Annotated in this window: 15 protein-coding genes; 3 read left to right on the top strand and 12 right to left on the bottom strand. The window is 68.8% G+C overall.

The window, feature by feature from the left end; translation table 11 throughout:
* Window positions 1-96: 96 nt before the first annotated feature.
* Window positions 97-594, bottom strand: coding sequence for a TspO/MBR family protein (locus tag ACE3UA_RS09650; protein WP_374644502.1), 498 nt, complete (start codon window positions 592-594; stop codon window positions 97-99).
* Between the two features lie 149 nt (window positions 595-743).
* The gene (gene idi / locus ACE3UA_RS09645) at window positions 744-1,277 is read right to left on the bottom strand and encodes an isopentenyl-diphosphate Delta-isomerase (protein ID WP_374644636.1); all 534 of its coding nucleotides are present in this window, start codon (window positions 1,275-1,277) and stop codon (window positions 744-746) included.
* A gap of 183 nt (window positions 1,278-1,460) precedes the next feature.
* Here idi and ACE3UA_RS09640 point away from each other — a divergent pair, with 183 nt between their 5' ends.
* Together ACE3UA_RS09640 and ACE3UA_RS09635 are read left to right on the top strand one after the other, a co-directional pair.
* On the top strand, window positions 1,461-1,991 hold the full coding sequence (locus ACE3UA_RS09640) for a cytochrome c family protein (protein WP_374644500.1): 531 nt from the start codon (window positions 1,461-1,463) through the stop codon (window positions 1,989-1,991).
* Window positions 1,992-2,095: 104 nt separating this feature from the next.
* Window positions 2,096-2,293, top strand: coding sequence for a hypothetical protein (locus ACE3UA_RS09635; RefSeq protein WP_374644498.1), 198 nt, complete (start codon window positions 2,096-2,098; stop codon window positions 2,291-2,293).
* 16 nt (window positions 2,294-2,309) lie between these two features.
* Here the strand turns inward: ACE3UA_RS09635 and ACE3UA_RS09630 are convergent, their stop codons facing one another.
* From ACE3UA_RS09630 to ACE3UA_RS09585, 10 genes are all read right to left on the bottom strand, one after another.
* On the bottom strand, window positions 2,310-2,705 hold the full coding sequence (locus ACE3UA_RS09630; protein ID WP_374644496.1) for a carboxymuconolactone decarboxylase family protein: 396 nt from the start codon (window positions 2,703-2,705) through the stop codon (window positions 2,310-2,312).
* Window positions 2,705-3,520 (bottom strand): cyclase family protein, encoded by an 816-nt coding sequence (locus ACE3UA_RS09625; RefSeq protein WP_374644494.1) that lies wholly within the window; start codon window positions 3,518-3,520, stop codon window positions 2,705-2,707. The genes ACE3UA_RS09630 and ACE3UA_RS09625 overlap by 1 nt, the downstream gene beginning before the upstream one ends.
* A 60-nt stretch (window positions 3,521-3,580) precedes the next feature.
* Complete coding sequence (locus ACE3UA_RS09620) at window positions 3,581-4,921, bottom strand: phosphomannomutase (RefSeq protein ID WP_374644634.1); 1,341 nt, start codon at window positions 4,919-4,921, stop codon at window positions 3,581-3,583.
* 12 nt (window positions 4,922-4,933) lie between these two features.
* Window positions 4,934-5,806 (bottom strand): dimethyl sulfoxide reductase anchor subunit family protein, encoded by an 873-nt coding sequence (locus tag ACE3UA_RS09615; protein WP_374644492.1) that lies wholly within the window; start codon window positions 5,804-5,806, stop codon window positions 4,934-4,936.
* Window positions 5,807-6,535 (bottom strand): 4Fe-4S dicluster domain-containing protein, encoded by a 729-nt coding sequence (locus ACE3UA_RS09610; RefSeq protein ID WP_374644489.1) that lies wholly within the window; start codon window positions 6,533-6,535, stop codon window positions 5,807-5,809.
* Entirely contained in the window at window positions 6,532-9,366 is a 2,835-nt protein-coding gene (locus ACE3UA_RS09605) for a molybdopterin-dependent oxidoreductase (RefSeq protein WP_374644632.1), read from the bottom strand. The genes ACE3UA_RS09610 and ACE3UA_RS09605 overlap by 4 nt, the downstream gene beginning before the upstream one ends.
* Window positions 9,367-9,377: 11 nt before the next feature.
* Window positions 9,378-10,478, bottom strand: coding sequence for an acetate/propionate family kinase (locus ACE3UA_RS09600; RefSeq protein ID WP_374644487.1), 1,101 nt, complete (start codon window positions 10,476-10,478; stop codon window positions 9,378-9,380).
* Window positions 10,478-11,218 carry a sulfite exporter TauE/SafE family protein gene (locus ACE3UA_RS09595; protein ID WP_374644485.1) on the bottom strand — a complete coding sequence of 247 codons (741 nt, stop codon included), beginning with the start codon at window positions 11,216-11,218 and terminating at the stop codon, window positions 10,478-10,480. Before ACE3UA_RS09595 ends, ACE3UA_RS09600 begins: the two co-directional genes overlap by 1 nt.
* 45 nt (window positions 11,219-11,263) lie before the next feature.
* On the bottom strand, window positions 11,264-13,039 hold the full coding sequence (xsc, locus tag ACE3UA_RS09590) for a sulfoacetaldehyde acetyltransferase (RefSeq protein ID WP_374644483.1): 1,776 nt from the start codon (window positions 13,037-13,039) through the stop codon (window positions 11,264-11,266).
* Between the two features lie 167 nt (window positions 13,040-13,206).
* A complete protein-coding gene (locus ACE3UA_RS09585; RefSeq protein ID WP_374644481.1) occupies window positions 13,207-14,673 on the bottom strand; it encodes a PLP-dependent aminotransferase family protein in 1,467 nt (488 codons plus the stop codon).
* 239 nt (window positions 14,674-14,912) lie between these two features.
* Between ACE3UA_RS09585 and ACE3UA_RS09580 the strand changes: the two genes are divergently transcribed.
* Window positions 14,913-15,248 carry an SMR family transporter gene (locus ACE3UA_RS09580; RefSeq protein WP_374644479.1) on the top strand — a complete coding sequence of 112 codons (336 nt, stop codon included), beginning with the start codon at window positions 14,913-14,915 and terminating at the stop codon, window positions 15,246-15,248.
* Window positions 15,249-15,394: the final 146 nt, after the last annotated feature.

Raw genomic sequence — 15,394 nt, 5'->3', positions numbered from 1 at the left:
GCTCTCCCTTTAGGCAAAGGCTTTTCAGGGGTGATACACGCCGGTCCTTGCCCGTGCAACCTTGGCCAGCCGGCATGGGCGGCAGGGCCCGCTGCCTCAGCTCTCCGGGGCGCCGCAGTCCGCCTGTGCGACCTGGCGATGCGGTCCGGGGTTCAGCCGCACCACCGCCAAATTCAGCGCCAGCGAGAAGCTGACCCAGGCGAAACAGGGCAGGAGCATTCCCGCCGCCCAGCGATCGACCTGAAGGAAGGCCAGCGTCGTGGCCGCCACGGCGACCCACAGCACGGCCAGCACCCCCAGCGCCAGCGCCATCCGGTGCAGCCCGAAGAAGACCGGGGTCCAGAGCGTGTTGAACGTCATCTGCAGCGCCCAGAGCGCAAGCCCCGTCTCCGCCCCGCGAAACCCCGAGGCGCGGGCGGCAGCGGCGGCCATCAGCAGGTAAAGCACGGTCCAGGCCAGCGAAAAGACCCGGTCCGGCGGGGTCCAGCGCGGCTTGCGCAAGGTCCGGTACCAGGCGCCGGGCGGAAACAGCGCGCCCGTCGCCGCCGAGGGGACGCAGGCCGCCAGGAAAAGGAAGAAGGATCCGATATCCATGACGGCCCCAACCCGCCCCGAAACGGCCGGAAGAACCATCCGTTCAACGCCAGATTGTCAAGAGAGGCCCGCTTATGGCCGCGAAAGCCCCGACGAACGGCTGGGTCCAGGCCGAAATCCGCCGGAGAGCATGCAAAAGCTGATGTGAATCAATCGCAAGGGCCGGCCGGCCCGACGATCCGGTCCAGATGCTCGGCCAGGTAGATTCGCAACCAGGGCGTGAACCGCTCCGGCTCGCGCCGCACCTCTTCCGTCAGCTCGGAAAGCTCGACCCAGCGCACCGCCTCGACCTCCTGCGGATCGGGCCGCACCAGCAGATCCGGCCCGGCCTCGGCCCGGAAGATCTCGACCAGCTCATGCTCGACCATGCCCCGGCCCACATCGGCCCGGTATTCCACCTGCCCCACATGCCCCGGCGACAGGCCGCCGATCCCCAGTTCCTCCTCCAGCCGCCGCCCGGCGCAGGCAAGCGCCGTCTCCTCCCAGCGCGGATGGGTGCAGCAGCTATTCGCCCAAAGCCCCGGCGTGTGATACTTGCCCGCCGCCCGCTTCTGGATCAGCACGCGCGTCCCTTCCAGCACGAAGACCGAGACCGCCTTGTGCCGCAACCCGCGCCGGTGGACCTCCAGCTTCTCGACCGGCACCAGCCTGCCGTCCACCCAGGCCGGGATCTTCTCCTGCAACGCGCCGCCCATCGCCCAGCCCTCCGATGCTTCCCCCTCCCCCTATCGGGCCGCCTGCCCGCCCGGCAAGCCGGAACATCCCGCGCGCTTGTGCGTTTCCCTCCGGCTGCGGGCCGATGCACCGCCCGCGCCCTGTTCCATCCCTCTGGAACGCCAGCGAACCAAGCCCTCAAGGAGGATATCATGCGTTTCACTCTGACGGCCCTTGCCGTGGCCAGCCTGGCCGCCCCCGCCCTTGCCCAGGACGCCCCCACCGGGGATGCCGAGGCCGGCGCCAAGGTCTTCAACCAGTGCCAGACCTGCCATGTGATCGAGAACGAGGCCGGCGAGGTTCTCGCTGGCAAGACCGCCAAGACCGGACCGAACCTTTACGGCGTGCCGGGCCGGGTGGCGGGCAGCCTGCCCGACTTCAAATACAGCAAATCCCTCGTGGCCCTCGGAGAGAAGGGCGTGACATGGGACGAAGAACACTTCTCGGGCTTCGTCCATGACCCGGCAAAATACCTCAAGGAGGAGTTGGACGACGAGAAGGCGACGACGAAGATGTCCTTCAAGCTGAAGAAGCCCGAGGATGTCGCGAATGTCTGGGCCTTCATCGTCTCGCTCTCGCCCCCCGCGCCTGCAGGCGACGCCGCCGCCCCGGCCGCGGCAGGCACAGAGACCGAAACCGGCGACACCGGGTCCGGCTCCGATTCAAGTTCCGGGTCGGATTGACCCGAAAGGCGATTCCCCCGGCACAGACCGGGGGAAGGGCCTGCCTTTTTAGCGATTCCTTCAAGATTCCCGGCGATCCTGACCCGGAACGAAGGAGGATCAAGATGACCGCGCCCCGCGTCTCGCTTGCCGAGGAACTTGCCGAAATCCGCGACGAAATCGCCCGGTTGCAGCGGCGCGAACTCGCGCTCGCCCGGATCGAGCGGGATTTGCCCGCCATCCCGGTCTTCCGCCCCGGCTGGCCGATCCGGCGCGCCGGGACCGGGGCCGCGGCGCAACCGGCCGGACAGGTCCACGCCTGACACCCGGCCGGCAGGCTCAGGCCCGGAACCGCTCGTCCACCGGAACCGACAGCGCCGTGGCCAGGGCATTGGTCTGGCTGGCCAGCGCGATCACCGCCAGAAGCTCGCCATGCTGGGCCGGCGTCATCCCCTTTACCCGCGCCGCCGCCGTATGGGAATGCACGCAATAGTCGCATCCATGCGCGGCCGAGACGGCGACATAGATCAGTTCCTTGACCAGCGGGTCCAGCGCGCCCGGCGCCATCACCGCCTGCACCCGCTCCCAGGTCGCGCGCAACAGCGCCGGGTCATGCGCCAGCGCCCGCCAGAAGTTGTTGACGTAATCCGTCTGCCGCTTCTCGCGGATCTCGGCAAAGACGGCGAGGGCCTCTGCCCCCGCCTCCTCGTCGCCGAGCAGCGGCACCACCGCCATCAAAGCACCGCCATGACGCGCGCCGGGCCGCCGGTGCCGGTCTTGTGCTTCGGCGCGCCGATGAACACCGTGGCCCCCGTCGCGGGCAGCTGGTCCAGGTTCGCGAGGTTCTCGATCCCGAAGCGCCCGCCGGGCAGCCAGCTGAAATGCACCCCGAAATCGGCCGAATTGCCGGGGTCGAGCGACAGCGTATCCACCCCGATGCAGGCCACATCCATCCCCGCCAGCATGTCGGTCGCCGCCTTCGAGAAGCCGGGGAAGGCCAGTTTGCCATCGGCCGTGTTGCGGAACGAGGGATCGCCCAGCTTGGCCGCCCAGCCCGAATGCATCGCCACGCAGGAGCCCGCCGGAATCGCGCCGTTCGCCGAAACCCAGGCCTCGATATCCGCCGGTTCCACCATCGCATTGGCGTCCTCGGCGGCCTTGGCGGTGATGTCCAGCACGCACAGCGGACAGACCAGCCGCTCGGGCGGCAGATCCGCGACCGAGGTGCCGTCGGCGCTGAAATGCAGCGGCGCGTCGATATGGGTGCCGGTGTGTTCGTAGATCGTCAGCTTCCACAGCTGATAGCCCGATTCGTCGAACTTGACCGCGGGCTCGTACAGGATCCCCGGATTGCCGTCGAAGGTCGGAAACTCCCCGTCATAGGCATGGGTCAGGTCCACCACCTTGCCCGTCGCCTGCGCCAGCGCGGGCCTTGCCGCGGTCAGGCCGCTTGCCACCACGGCGGCGGTGGTCGCCGCCGCGCCGGTGAACAGCGCCCGGCGCGACAGCATGGAATTCTTGATGGACTCGATCAGGCAGGCGTCACACATGGGTCTCTCCCTGTTGGTCAGGCGCCCAGCCTCTCCCCGCACCTGCCCCCGCGTCAAGCGTCAACCCTCGATCACCTGCCGCACCCGGTCCACCCCCTCCGCCACCAGCCCCGCGTCGCCCCGTGCCTCGACGTTCAGCCGCAGCAGCGGCTCGGTGTTCGAGGCCCGCAGGTTCAGGCGCCAGTCGCCGAAATCCAGGCTCAGCCCGTCCGTCCGGTCCTCGCCCCGCGCCAGCGGCCGCAGCGCCGCATGGACCCGGCGCATCATCGCCTCGCGGTCGGTGACGGTGAAATTGACCTCGCCCGAGGAGGGATGCTCGCGCCGCAGCGCGCCCACCATCCCGTCCAGCGCCTCGCCCCGCGCGACGAGGCCCGCCACCAGAAGCCAGGGGATCATCCCCGAATCGCAGGCCATGAAATCGCGGAAATAATGATGCGCCGACATCTCGCCGCCGTAGACCGCGCCTTCGCGCCGCATCGCCTCCTTCAGGAAGACATGCCCCGTCGGCGCCAGCACCGACCGCCCCCCGGCCCGCGCCACTGTGTCCTGCACCGCCCAGAGAACGCGCGGATCATGCACGATCGCGGCCCCCGGATGCCGCGCCAGTTCCGCCCGCGCCAGAAGCGCCACCACATGCTCGCCATCGACAAAGCGCCCCGCGCCGTCGAACAGGAAACAGCGGTCGAAATCGCCGTCGAAGGCCACCCCCATATCCGCCCCCGCCGCCCGGACCGCCGCCTCGGTGACGGGCCGGTTCTCGGGCAGAAGCGGGTTGGGCACCCCGTTCGGAAAGGCCCCGTCGGGCTCGTGATGCATCCGCACCAGATCCAGCCGCGCGCCCCTTGCGCGCAGCCCCTCGTCCAGCGCATCCAGCGTCGGCCCCGCCGCGCCATTGCCCGCGTTGACCAGCACCCGCAGCGGCCCGACCGGCCCGACCAGCCGCGCGACATGCGCCACATAATCCGCGCGCACCGCGCCCGCATCCTCGACCCCGCCGCCCGGCAGCCGGTCCGGCGCCTCGGCCGACAGGGCCTGCAGCCGGGCAAAAGCCGCGTCGGTCAGCGGCACCGCCCCGGCGCCGACCAGCTTCATCCCGTTGTAATCGCGCGGATTGTGCGAGGCCGTGACCATGATCCCGCCCCCTGCTCCCAGATGGGCGGTGGCGAAATACATCTCCTCGGTCCCGGCCATCCCGATGTCCAGCACCCGGACACCCTGCGCCACCAGCCCCGCCGCCACCGCCTCGGCCAGCGCCGGAGAGCTTTCGCGCGGATCCCGCGCCAGCACGACCGCCCCGGCCCCGGTCACCCGGGCAAAGGCGCGCGCGATTCGGCAAGCCACGGCCTCGTCGAGATCGAGTCCCAGCCTGCCACGGATGTCATAACGCTTGAACGGGTTCATCACGGCAGGGGATCATCCCCGCGCGCCGTAGTAAAGCCCCACCACATGCTCGGCCTCGGCAAAGAACAGCCAGCGCGCCGCCAGCGCCCCGGCCAGGTGCAGCACCGCCGCCAGCGCGATCGCCCAGGGGCCCAGCGGCAGCAGCAGCACCAGCGCCGGGCCGACCGAGGCCAGCCCCAGCGCGATCCGCCGCAGCTTGGCCGCATGCTTGCGTCCCACGACGAAGATCATCTCGCGCTTGAGGTAATTCCCCGCCGTATGCGCCGGATCCAGGACCGAGGGCACCCCCAGCCCGCCCAGCCCCGTCGCCGTCCCCAGGCTCTCGCCCGCCTTCGCGAAAGCGCCGTCGCCCACCCGCCAGACCGCCAGCAGCACCACGCCCAGCGCCAGCAGCGCCAGCGGCGCCCAGGCCCGGCCCGACAGCATCGCCCCCCCGGCCAGCGCGAAGGCCAGGAACATCACCGGCGTCAGCCAGTGATGCCAGCGCGGCACCGCCCGGATCTGGGCATAGATCATCGCCGTGGTGAATACCGTGGCCAGCGCCAGGGTGCCCCCGACCTGCCCCACCACCGCAGGCAGGCCCAGCCCGAAGATCCCCGCCAGCGCCACCGGCGCCAGCAGCACCAGCGTCGCGACCGAGGCCCAGGCCTCGCGGCTCAGCCAACTCGTGCGCCACTGGCTGAAGGCCTTCAGCGCGTTCTTCGGATTGCCGAGGTGGAAGGTCGAGGCCAGAAGCCCCGCCACCGCCAGTGCGTAACCGAGGCCCCAGAGGAAGAAGGCCGCCCAGCCCGTGGGCATGATCGCCCCCCAGCCGAGGAAGGCGAGAAAGCCGAATCCCAGCCCCGACAGCGTGGAAAACAGGATGACCGAGGGCGCGGGATGCATTCAGATCTTCCCCAGCATCCGGTCCAGCCAGCCGGCGATCCCGGTGGTCTTCACGTCCAGAAGCGGTGCCAGCGGGCTTGCGTCGCCCGGCCCCTTCTTGCGCGGTGGCAGGTATTTGTTCGTGGGTTGCGTCCCCATCCCCGGCATCAGGTCATAGCCGCCACGCTCGGCCACCAGCCGCGACACATGGCTCTCCGGGTCGGCCAGATCGCCGAAATGCCGCGCGTTGGTCGGACAGGTCCGCACGCAGGCGGGCTCGCGGTCCTCTTCCGGCAGGGTCTCGTTGTAGATCCGGTCGACGCAAAGCGTGCATTTCTTCATCACCCCCTGGGCCGCATCCATCTCGCGCGCGCCATAGGGGCAGGCCCAGGCGCATAGCCCGCAGCCGATGCAGGCGTCCTCGTTCACCAGCACGATCCCGTCCTCGGCCCGTTTGTAGCTGGCCCCGGTCGGGCAGACGGTGACGCAGGGGGCAATCTCGCAATGCAGGCAGGAGCGTGGGAAGGCCACCACCTGCGCCGGACCCTCGGGCACCGCGACCTGATAGGAATGCACCCGGTTCAGGAAGGTGCCCGAAGGATTGGCGCCATAGGGGTCCTGGTCCGACAGGCCGATCCCGGCATCGTTCCAGCCCTTGCAGGCGGTGACGCAGGCCTGGCAGCCGACGCAGGTGTCGAGGTCGATCACCAGACCGAGCTTCTTTGCGGTCGCCCCCGGCAGCGCAGTCATTGCTCCACCTCCGCCAGGCCCAAAAGTTTTCGAAAACTTTTGGCAAAATTCTTCGAAGAATTTTGGCGACCGCCACGGGCGCGCGGGACGTCGGGCAATGCCGGGAAGCCGGGCTCCGAGGCCCCTCGCGGATGATCCCCCGCCGCCACCCGCTCCACCCGCACCCGCTGGTCGAACCAGGCCGCCTGCCCGGTCACCGGGTCGGAGTTCGACAGCCGCACCCCCTTCTCCGGCAGAAGCTCGGAGATCAGGTGGTTCAGCAGGAACCCCGTCGTGGCTTCCGGCGCCTCGGGCGACAGCGCCCAGGCCCCCTTGCGCTTGCCGATGGCGTTCCAGGTCCAGACCGTATTCTCGTTCAAGGCCGCCATATGCGCCACCGGCACCACGATGGTCCCCGCGCGCGAAGACACCCGCGCCCAGTCCCCCTCGGCAAAGCCCTGCGCTTCCCAGATCTTCGTTGGCAGATACAGATAGTTCCGCCCCTTGATCTGCCGCAGCCAGGCGTTCTGGCTGCCCCAGCTGTGATACATGTCCATCGGCCGCTGGGTCAGGGCATGGACCGGATAGCCGAAGGCCGCGTCCTCGTCGCCATAGGGCGCATACCACACCGGCAGCGGGTGCATTGCTTGGCGAAGCCGCTCGCGCAGATGGTCGGGAGGCTGGCGCGACCCGAAGCCCTCGGCCGCAAGCTGGAAACGGCGCATCGGTTCGGACCAGATGTTGAACAGATAGGGCTGCGGCGTCTCGTAAAGGCCAAGGCGAACCGCCCAGTCCTGGTAGGCCGCGTTCCAGGGTTTGTAAAAGGCCGCCTCTTCCGGCACATGCGCCTGATGGAAGGCGCCGTTCTCGATGTAGCGCCGCAACTGCCCGGGGTTCGGCGCGCCCCGCCCGGTCTGCGTCCCGTCCCCCCGGAACCCCATCAGCGGCCCCACGCCGGGCCGCCGCTGGTGGTTCACGATGTAGTCGGCGTAGTCCGCGTATTTCGCCGTCCCGTCCTCCTCCACCATCCCCGGCAGGCCCAGCCTTGCGCCAAGATCAAGCAGCACCGACTGGAAGCAGCGCACCTCGCGATCCGGCTCGACGACCGGCCAGCGGACCGCATCCCCCGCCGCATCGGGCTCCGAGATCGGGCGGTCGAGCAAGCTGATGCAGTCGTGCCGCTCCAGATAGGTGGTGTCGGGCAGGATCAGGTCGGCATAGGCCACCATCTCGGAGGCATAGGCGTCGGAGTAGATGATGCGGGGGATCAGATACTCCCCGTCCCCGTCCTTCTCCGTCAGCGTCTTCATCACGCGGGCGGAATTCATCGAGGAATTCCACGACATGTTCGCCATGTAGAGGAACAGCGTGTCGATCCTGTACGGGTCGCCCGCATGGGCGTTGGGGATGACCATATGCATCAGCCCATGCGCCGAGAACGGGTTCTCCCAGGAAAACCCCTTGTCGATCCGGGCCGGGCTGCCGTCGGGCAGAAGGCACAGGTCGTCGGGCGAGCGGACATAGCCCAGATGCGGCCCGGTCAGGGGCTTGCCGGGCGTGGTCACGAAGTGGGGCGTCGGATGCGCCTCGACCGGCTTCGGATAGGGCGGTTTCAGCCGGTAGCCGCCGGGGGTTTCCACCGCGCCGAGCAGGATCTGCAACAGATGCAGGGCACGGGCGGTCTGGAAGCCGTTGGAATGGGCGGAAATCCCCCGCATGGCGTGGAAACTGACCGGGCGGCCCGGCATGTCGGCATGGTCGTTGCCCCGGAAATCCGTCCAGGGGCGCGGCAGGGAAATCGCCTGATCGAAGGCCGCCTGCGCGAGTTCCGCCGCCAGTTGCCGGATACGCCAGGCCGATACCCCGCAGCGCGCCGCCACCACTTCCGGCGCATGCTCCGGCTTCAGATATTCCTCGACCATGTGCCGGAACACCGTCCGATGCCCCTGCCATTCGGCCCCAAGGTCCGGCTCCACCCCCTTGCCGTCCCAGGGCGCGGGATGTCCCGTCCGGCGGTCGATGACGAAGGGCTGGCTCTCCGCATTGCGGACGAAAAGCCCCTTCTCCGCCCCCTCCGCCGCGTTCACCAGCAGGGGCGCGTTGGTCCATTGCGCCAGATAGTCGAGGTCGATCTTCCCCGCCTCCAGCAGGCAATGGATCAGCGACAGGATCAGGAGGCCATCCGTCCCCGGCGTGATCCCGATCCAGTCGTCGGCCACCGCCGAATAGCCGGTGCGGATCGGGTTCACCGAAATCACCCGCGCGCCGCGCGCCTTCAGCTTGCCGATGCCGATCTTGATCGGATTGCTGTCATGGTCCTCGGCCACGCCGAACATGACGAAGAGCTTCGTCCGCTCCCAGTCCGGCTGGCCGAATTCCCAGAACGCCCCGCCGATGGAATAGATGCCCCCGGCGGCCATGTTGACCGAACAGAACCCGCCATGCGCGGCATAGTTCGGCGTGCCGAAGGCCTGCGCCCACCAGCCGGTGAGGCTCTGGCTCTGGTCCCGGCCGGTGAAGAACGCGAGCTTCTCCGGCGCCGTCTCGCGCAGCGGCTTCAGCCAGGACACCGCCGTCGCCAGCGCCTCCTCCCAGGAAATCTCCTCGAAGGCCCCCGACCCCCGCGGCCCGACCCGCCGCAGCGGCGCACGCAGACGCGAGGGGGCGGTGACCTGCATGATCCCGCTCGCCCCCTTGGCGCAAAGGACGCCCTTGTTGATCGGATGGTCGCGGTTGCCCTCGATATAGGCGACCTTGCCGGACTTCAGATGCACGTTGATCCCGCAGCGGCAGGCGCACATGTAGCAGGTGGTCTGGCGGATCTCGTCGCCGACCGCGCGCTGCGTCTCCATCCGTGGCTGGTTCACGCCCCCTCCCCCGCCCTCACGGCCTGCGTCTCGGCCGACATCACGGCCTGCGCCTCAAGCGCAATCTGCCGCTCCTCGTCGGCCGGCACAACAAGGATAACGACACGGGCAGCCGCGTCATGCAGCACCCTGTCGTTCCGGGCATTGGCCCGAGCGTCGGGAGATACTCCCAGAAACGCCAGCCCGGACAGGATTTCGTTCCGCATCCAGGGATCGTTCTCGCCGATGCCGCCGGTGAAGACCACGCCGTCCAGCCCCCCCATCGCCGCCACCATCGACCCGGCATGGCGCACCGCCCAATAGGCGAAATGCGCCAGCGCGAACCGCGCCTCCGCCGTCCCCGCCGCATGCAGGGCGCGCATGTCGCTGGCCCCCGCAAGGCCCAGAAGCCCGCTTTCCCGGTTCAGGATCGCGCCCGCCCGGTCGATCCCGTGCAGCTCGGCCAGCCGCAGGACGGCGTTGCCGTCGATGCCGCCGGTCCGCGTGCCCATGGTCAGCCCGTCCAGCGGCGAATAGCCCATGGTCGTCGCCACCGACCGCCCGTCCCGGATCGCCGCCAGCGAGCAGCCGTTGCCCAGATGGCAGGCCAGCAGCCGCCCCGGCAGTTCTCCCCGCGCGCGCAGGATGCGCACCAGGGCGGCGAAGCTGATGCCGTGAAAGCCATAGCGGCGGAGGCCCCGCTCCCGCTCGGCCAAAGGCAGCGCATAGGTCGTGGCCACCTCCGGGTTCGTCGCATGAAAGGCGGTGTCGAAGGCCGCATATTGCGGCAGGTTGGGTGCCAGCGCCGCAACAGACTGGATTCCCACCAGATTCCCCGGATTGTGCAAGGGCGCCAGCGGCACGCAGGCCTCGATCTGGCGCAGGACTTCCGGTGTCACGCGGGCCGTCGCGGTCAGCCCCGCCCCGCCATGCACCACCCGATGCGCCGCCGCCGTCAGCCGGTCCAGCGGGACGCCCGTCTCGGCCAGCCCCCGCGCCATCGCCGCGCGGTGACCATCCGGCCCGATCTCGCCCACCAGCGCGCTGCCGACCTCGGCGTCGCCGTCGAAGACCTTCAGCTTCAGCGAGGACGAGCCCGCGTTCACGATCAGCCACATCACAGCACCGCCTTCCCAAGACCCAGCACCGCCAGCCCCGCCAGAAGCCCGATCGCGAAGCGGCGGAAATCCTGCGGATCGGTGCCGAAGAAATGCCGTCCCCCCAGCCAGTTGCCCAAAAGCGTCACCGGCAAGGCGAGCAGCGAGGCCCGAAGCGTATCCCAGCCAACCAGTCCCGCCAGCCAGTAAAGCGGCGCGGAGTAGAGGTCGAGCAGCGGGAAGAAGGCGATCAGCGTGGCCCGGAACACCGGGGCCGGCATCGGCTGCGCGGCAAAGAAGGCCGCAAGCGGCAGCCCCCCCATCCCCGGCGCATTGGCCAGTCCCGAGACCACCCCCGCCACCCCGTTCGCCGCACCCCTGACCTCGCCCGCCAGCCGCCACCCCGCCAGCAGGACGACGCACATCAAGAGGACATAGCCCGAGATCATCGCCCGCGCCGCATCCTCGCTGATCCCGGTCAGGACCCACAGCCCCAGCGGCAGCCCCAGCGCCGCGCCGCCCATCAGCCAGCCGACCCGCCCCCAGTCCACATGCGGCCCGGCCCCCCTGGCGGCCTGCAGCGACATCACCGTTTCCAGGATGACCACAACCGCGACGAAGTTCAGGGGATTGGTCACCAGACTGGCCGCCGCGATCAGCAGGGCCGAAAAGCCGAAGCCGGAATAGCCGCGCACGAAGCCCGCCACCAGACAGGCCAGCGCCAGCCAGGCCAGCGCCCCCGGCCCAAGGTCATAGGGCACCACGCCCGGCCCCTGAAATTTTTCGTCGAAAAATTTCAGGCCCCCTCACCCCGCCACCTGCGGCCGCATGTCCGCCTTGGAAATCCCCGCCACCTCGACCGGCTTCTTCATCGCGTCGCGGCGGAAGGGCTCGCCCAGTTCCTGGTTGATCAGCGCCTCGATCAGCGTGGTCCTGCCCGCCATCTGGTCCTCGATCGCCTTGCGCAAGCTGGCCGTCAGCTCCTCCATCGTCCGCGCCTGCACGCCCTGCAAGCCGCAGGCTTTCGCAATCCCGGCATAGGAGACATCGGTGTCCAGCTCGGTCCCGACGAAATTGTCGTCATACCAGAGCGTCGAGTTCCGCTTCTCGGCCCCCCACTGGTAGTTGCGGAAGACGACCATGGTGATCGCAGGCCATTCCTTGCGCCCGATGGCGGTCAGTTCCGTCACCGCGATGCCGAAGGCGCCGTCGCCCGCGAAGCCCACCACCGGCACATCTGGGCAGCCGATCTTGGCCCCGATGATCGACGGCAGCCCATAGCCGCAGGGCCCGAAAAGCCCCGGCGCCAGGTATTTCCGCCCCGCCTCGAACGACGGATAGGCATTGCCGATGGCGCAGTTGTTGCCGATGTCGGAGGAGATGATCGCCTCTTTCGGCAGCGCGGACTGGATCGCGCGCCAGGCCATGCGCGGGCTCATCCACTCCGGCTTGGCCTTGCGGGCGCGTTCGTTCCAGCTGGTGCCCGGATCGTCCTCTTCGTGGTCCATCCCGGCCAGCGCCTGCGCCCAGGCCGATTTCTTCTGCGCGATCAGCGCCTTGCGCTCCTCCCGCCCGGCATCGCCCGCCGTCTTCGACAGCCGCGCGAGGATCCCTTCAGCCACCTTCCTCGCATCGCCGACGATCCCCACCGTCACCGGCTTGGTCAACCCGATCCGGTTCGGATTGATATCGACCTGGATGATCTTCGCCTCCTTCGGCCAGTAATCCAGCCCATAACCCGGCAGCGTCGAGAACGGGTTCAGCCGGGTGCCAAGCGCCAGCACCACATCGGCCTCCCGGATCAGTTCCATCCCCGCCTTCGACCCGTTATAGCCCAAGGGCCCGGCAAACAGCGGATGCGAGCCGGGGAAAGCGTCGTTGTGCTGGTAGCCGACGCAGACCGGCGCGCTGAGGCGCTCCGCCAGCGCCATCGAGGCCGGGATCGCGCCCCCGATCACCACGCCGGCGCCGTTCAGGATCACCGGGAATTTCGCCGTCGAAAGCAGTTGCGCCGCCTGCGCCAGGGCCTCCTCGCCACCCGAGGGCCGCTCGAACTCCACCACCGCAGGCATGGCAATATCAATGACTTGCGTGAAATAATCCCGCGGCATGTTGATCTGCGCCGGGGCCGACTGCCGCTTCGCCTGCAGGATCACCCGGTTCAGGACTTCCGCCACGCGAGAGGGATCGCGTACCTCCTCCTGGTAGCAGACCATGTCCTTGAACAGCGCCATCTGCTCGACTTCCTGGAATCCGCCCATGCCGATGGTCTTGTTCGCCGCCTGCGGGGTGACGAGGAGCAAGGGCGTATGGTTCCAGTAGGCCGTCTTGACGGCCGTGACGAAATTGGTGATCCCCGGCCCGTTCTGCGCGATCATCATGCTCATCTTGCCCGAAGCCCGGGTAAAGCCGTCGGCCATCATCCCGCCCGAGCCTTCATGCGCGCAGTCCCAGAAGGTGATCCCGGCCTTGGGGAACAGGTCCGAGATCGGCATGAAGGCCGAGCCGATGATCCCGAAGGCATGTTCGATCCCATGCATCTGAAGCACTTTCACGAAGGCTTCCTCGGTCGTCATCCTCATCGCGTCTCTCCATGACTTTCCACGGCCCCGAAGGCCCCCTTGCCCGGCACCCTAGCGCCGCGCCCCGGTCGAGCTTACGGCCAGATGATCCGGCCCGCTATATCCAACCGGGCCCTCCTCGTTCGACTTCGTCTCCTCGTCGGCAGACCCCGCGAGGAGTGACGAAGTCATCGACGAGCCGCCCCCGGAGCCGAGGCCCGGGCGATCCGCGCCACGCCCTCGGCAATGCGCTGCGGCGCGATCGAGGAATAGGCCAGCCGGTAATAGTTCCGGGGGCCCGCACCGGCAAAGAAGGCCCGCCCCGGCTCGATCAGCACGCCGTCGGCCCGCAGCCGCAGGGCCAGTTCCTCGGTATCCACCGCCGCACCGGCGCGCATCCAGAAGCTCGAGCCGCCGAAGCCGCCCTGCCCCGCGACCTCCAGCCCCTCGGCCGCGATCGCCTCGGCCATCACCTGCCGGCGGCGGCGATAGGCGTTCTTCATCCGGTTGACCAGGGCATCGTAATGCCCGAGGCCCAGGAAATAGGCCATGGTCCGCTGGATATGCCCCGGCGGGTGCTTCAGCATCAGCCCGCGCAAGCTGCGCGCCTCGGCGATAAAGCCAGGCGGGCCAACAAGATAGCCCAGCCGCAGCCCCGGAAACACCGATTTGGAGAACGACCCGGCATAGATCACCCGCCCGCCCCGGTCCAGCGACTTCAGCGCCGGGGCCACCGGCTTCAGGAAGGACATCTCGAACTCGTAATCATCCTCGACGATCACGAAGCCCTGTCGCTCCGCCGCCTCCAGCAGCGCCACCCGCCGCTCCACCGGCATGGTCGCATTGGTCGGGCATTGGTGCGAGGGGGTGGTGAAGACCACATCCCCCACTAGCCCCTCGACCGGCAGGCCCATCGCATCGACATCCACCGGCACCGCCTCGGCCCCGGTGGCCGCGACGATGGCCCGCCAGGCCGGATAGCCCGGATTCTCCACCACCGCCCGCCGCCCCGGCCCCAGAAGCGCCATCGCCGCGATCCAGAGCGCGTTCTGCGCCCCCATGGTCAGCAGGACCTCGTCCTCGCGCGCGGCGATGCCGCGCCGGGGCAGGATCGTGCGCACCAGTTCCTGCAGCAGCAAGGGATCGTCACGCTCGTAATAGTCGCTGGTCAGCGCCGCGAAATCGCGCTTGCCGAGCGCCCGCAACGCGCATTGCCGCCAGTTCTGGTGGTCGAAAAGCGTCGGATCCGCCTGGCCGTAGATGAAGGGCCAGGGATAGCGGTCCCAGTCCTCCGGCCGCTCCACCCGCAGGACCGAGGAGAAGCGTCCCCCCGTCAAGCCCTTGAAATCAATGGCCTCCGACTGCGGCGCGCTTTCGGGAAACTCTGGCGCCAGCGGCGCGGTCCCGGAGACGAAATAGCCCGACCGGCCGGCCGAGGTCAGGTAGTCCGAGGACACGAGGTCCGAATAGGCCAGCGTCACCGTGATCCGGCTGACCCCCAGATGCCCGGCCAGCCCCCTGGACGAGGGCATCCGCGCCCCCGGCCGGAAGCGGCCGGCGAGGATCCCTTGCGTCACCATCGCCCGGATCTGCTGCTGGAGCGAGCCGGTGGCGCCGGGGGTCAGGTAGAAGGCTTCGACAGGGATGGTGGCCATGGGAATCGCAACCGAGTGATAAGGCCAGAACAATCCGCCGCATCGGTCCAAAGTCAAGGAATGCCGCCGGGACCCCCGCCCGCCGCACCCCCGCGCCTGCCCCGCAGGCCGCGCCAGAGCGCATCTTCGACCCCAGCAGTTGCCCTTGGCGGCCGGAATCCGCCCATATCTTGCCGCGAACCGCGCACCATTCCCGCCCTGCCCCTGCTAGGCTTTCCTCGACGAGAGGACGCACGACCATGACCAAGACCTATGCCATCCTCGGCTTTGCGATCCTCGCCGAGGTCATCGCCACCACCGCCCTGTCGCGCTCTGCCAGTTTCACCCGGCTCTGGCCCACGGTCGTGACGGTTGCGGGCTATGTCATCGCCTTCTGGCTGCTGTCCTATCCGCTGAAGGTGATGCCCACCGGGATCGTCTATGCGATCTGGTCCGGCATGGGCATCGTCCTGATCAGCGCCGTAGCCTGGATCTGGTATCGCCAGACCCTGGACACCGCCGCGCTGGTCGGCCTTGCGCTGATCATCGCGGGGGTGATGGTGGTGAACCTGTTCTCGAAATCGGTGGGCCATTAGGGCGGCGGTCCGCCGGTCCGGGCAAGCATCTGAGAACGCTGGGTTTACACCGGGGTTCCCGGCCAGACGGCGCGTCTGCCAAGCGTCTGGCACCTGTCTGGCACCTGTCCAGACCGGCGTGGGGCTGGCGGGGCGTTAACCATGCG

Source organism: Tabrizicola sp. (assembly GCF_041919135.1).
Classification (GTDB): Bacteria; Pseudomonadota; Alphaproteobacteria; order Rhodobacterales; family Rhodobacteraceae; genus Tabrizicola.
The sequence above is the reverse complement of the archived record's forward strand: the minus strand, read 5'-3'. Positions and strand labels throughout refer to the sequence as shown.